We start from the raw sequence: 2,723 nt of genomic DNA on the forward strand, positions 1-2,723 counted from the left end.
AATAAATTAAAAACAATAAATATATTTATCATTCGATTTAAAAAAATTAATTAATCTTAGTTACACCATACTAAAAATAACTAATTTTGGCTTTGTTGCACAAAGATTTGAAATGCAAAGCGCCCCTAATTGAGCCAAATTTAAGGCGTAACTTGGGTAAATGGTCGACCTAATTCAGTGAATTTATTGAGGACTGCCACACGTGTATAAGAGGCACTGTTGCAAATAGAGATTTGAGTCGATGATGTTCCCTTTAAAAAGTACTTAGAGACCGAAAACCCTGTTGATTAGACACACTTCACCCTGAGGCTGACCATAATAAAATGACGATGCTTGTCCTTTACGTAGTGCACGCATGACTTCAATACCTTTAATTGTGGCATAAGCCGTCTTCATAGATTTGAATCCTAATGTGGCCCTGATGATCCGCTTTAGCTTGCCATGATCACATTCAATCACGTTATTTTTATACTTAATCTGCCTGTGCTCAAGGTCTGGTGGACATTTACCTTCCCGTTTTAACCGTGATAAAGCACGTCCATATGTGGGTGCTTTATCCGTGTTGATCACTTGTGGAATTTGCCACTTCTTCACATTATTTAAAATTTTTCCAAGAAAACAATATGCTGATTTGGTATTACGTCTAGAAGAAAGATAAAAATCAATGGTATCGCCACGTTGATCGACTGCACGATACAGATAAGACCATCGTCCATTCACTTTTACATAGGTTTCATCAATATGCCACGAGCTCAGATCTGTAGGATTACGCCAATACCAGCGTAAACGTTTTTCTATTTCAGGAGCATAACGTTGAACCCAACGGTAAATAGTCGTGTGATCAACATTCACACCCCGTTCGGCCAGCATTTCCTGCAGTTCACGATAGCTAATGCCATATTTACAATACCAGCGCACAGCCCAAAGAATGATTTCGCCCTGAAAATGCCGACCATGGAAAGGATTCATATGCTGCACCTTTAGCTAAAACAGTCTTCAGCTTACCATTCGTGGTTATTTGCAACAGTGCCCAGCTAAATCACTCAAAGCCAGCATCTAAAACCATTTAACAAAATCTATGACTATTTTACTTTCCCTTACCTAATCGTCCTAGTGTATATCTTTTTTTTTGATTAGCTTATTCCTAAATCAAGTGACTTTAGGTAAGTATGATGAACGATATCCAATTTTCAGATTGCGCAAAGGCATGTATGAGCTGTTCCCTTACCTGTGCCAGTTGTGCAAATGCCTGTCTAAAAGAAGAAAATCTGGAGATGATGCGAGAATGTATTCAGCGTTGTCTAGATTGTGCAGATATTTGTCAGCTCTGTGCTCGTATGCAGCAAAATGAATCTCCTTTTATGAAAGAAATTTGTGAGCTTTGTGCCAAGGCTTGTGAATACTGTGCAGATGAATGTAGCCAACATGAGCATCAACACTGCCAGCAATGTGCTGATGCTTGCCGTGAATGTGCCGTCGAATGTCGAAAAATGGTTGTCTGATAAATAAAAGAATTAGTTGAGTTTAGGATTTACTCAATGAATAGCCAACGTGTTAGTTGTTAGTGGGTCAAACCACTAACAACGGCACTGTTGCAAATAGGGATCTGAGTCGATGATTTTCCCTTCAAAAAAGCTTAGAGACCGAAAACTCTATTTACTAGCCAAACTTCTCCTAGAATATTACCGTTATAAAATAATGAAGCTTGTCCTTTGCGTAGAGCACGCATAACCTCAATTCCTTTAATTGTGGCATAAGCCGTTTTCATAGACTTGAATCCCAACGTAGCCTTGATGATCCGTTTGAGCTTGCCATGATCACATTCAATCACGTTATTCTTGTATTTAATCTGTCGATGGTCCAGGTCTTCAGGACACTTTCCTTCCTGTTTTAGTCGCGACAAAGCACGGCCATAGGTATGAGCCTTATCAGTGTTTATGACTCGTGGAATCTGCCATTTTTTGACATGATTCAAAATCTTACCAAGAAAACAATAAGCTGAATGGGTATTTCGTCTAGCAGAAAGATAGAAATCAAGAGTATGGCCACGTTGGTCAACTGCACGGTATAGATATGCCCATTTGCCATTCACTTTTACGTAAGTTTCATCCAGATGCCATAAATGTCGATCTGTAGGATTACGCCAATACCAACGTAAACGTTTTTCCATTTCTGGAGCATAACGCTGAACCCAGCGATAAATTGTGGTGTGATCAACATTCACTCCACGTTCAGCGAGCATTTCCTGAAGTTCACGATAGCTGATGCCATATTTACAATACCAACGAACAGCCCAAAGAATGATTTCACCTTGAAAGTGCCGACCGTGGAAGGGATTCATCTGCTGTATCTCGAAATAAATAAGATATTTAGCTTATCATGTCAGCCTATTTGCAACAGTGCCGAAAAATTCCAGTATGCCGCATAGCCGCAAAGGGCCGGAATTGACGTAAGCAAATGCGTACAAGATCGGATAAAAACCGTCCCCTTTTTATCCGCAGAAATTGGGGATATTTTCTTACCGGAGAAGGCTGACAACATTGAAGAAAGTTTTAATTTGATTAAGAAACAATCAATTTTATTGGCGGAATATATCAAAACAGTTTAAAAAAAAGCCGACTTGTTTCCAAGTCAGCTTTTCGACATCGTCGAGCATTATCACTATAACACAAGTATCTGATTTTTATATATTTAAAATATACTGTTATTCACCAATTAAAATG

At 38.9% G+C, this 2,723-nt stretch carries 3 protein-coding genes; 1 reads left to right on the forward strand and 2 read right to left on the reverse strand.

Features of this window, described 5'->3' with window-relative positions; all coding sequences use genetic code 11:
• Positions 1-264 precede the first annotated feature (264 nt).
• Positions 265-969, reverse strand: a complete 705-nt coding sequence (locus BFN00_RS14975; RefSeq protein ID WP_001067784.1) for an IS6-like element IS1006 family transposase — start codon at positions 967-969, stop codon at positions 265-267.
• A 203-nt stretch (positions 970-1,172) separates the two neighbouring features.
• Between BFN00_RS14975 and BFN00_RS14980 the strand changes: the two genes are divergently transcribed.
• Positions 1,173-1,502, forward strand: a complete 330-nt coding sequence (locus BFN00_RS14980) for a four-helix bundle copper-binding protein (RefSeq protein WP_025466485.1) — start codon at positions 1,173-1,175, stop codon at positions 1,500-1,502.
• A gap of 134 nt (positions 1,503-1,636) precedes the next feature.
• On the opposite strand, the gene BFN00_RS14985 is transcribed toward BFN00_RS14980, so the two are convergent.
• Positions 1,637-2,341 (reverse strand): IS6-like element IS1007 family transposase, encoded by a 705-nt coding sequence (locus tag BFN00_RS14985; RefSeq protein WP_001067793.1) that lies wholly within the window; start codon positions 2,339-2,341, stop codon positions 1,637-1,639.
• Between the last annotated feature and the right edge of the window lie 382 nt (positions 2,342-2,723).

The organism is Acinetobacter sp. AR2-3 (assembly GCF_001878775.1).
In the GTDB taxonomy this organism is placed as follows: domain Bacteria; phylum Pseudomonadota; class Gammaproteobacteria; order Pseudomonadales; family Moraxellaceae; genus Acinetobacter; species Acinetobacter lwoffii_D.

Excerpts from the sequence above, each read along its gene's own strand:
- BFN00_RS14975 (WP_001067784.1), bottom strand. The coding sequence starts at position 969 with ATGAATCCTTTCCATGGTCGGCATTTTCAGGGCGAAATCATTCTTTGG.
- BFN00_RS14980 (WP_025466485.1), top strand. The coding sequence starts at position 1,173 with ATGAACGATATCCAATTTTCAGATTGCGCAAAGGCATGTATGAGCTGT.
- BFN00_RS14985 (WP_001067793.1), bottom strand. The coding sequence starts at position 2,341 with ATGAATCCCTTCCACGGTCGGCACTTTCAAGGTGAAATCATTCTTTGG.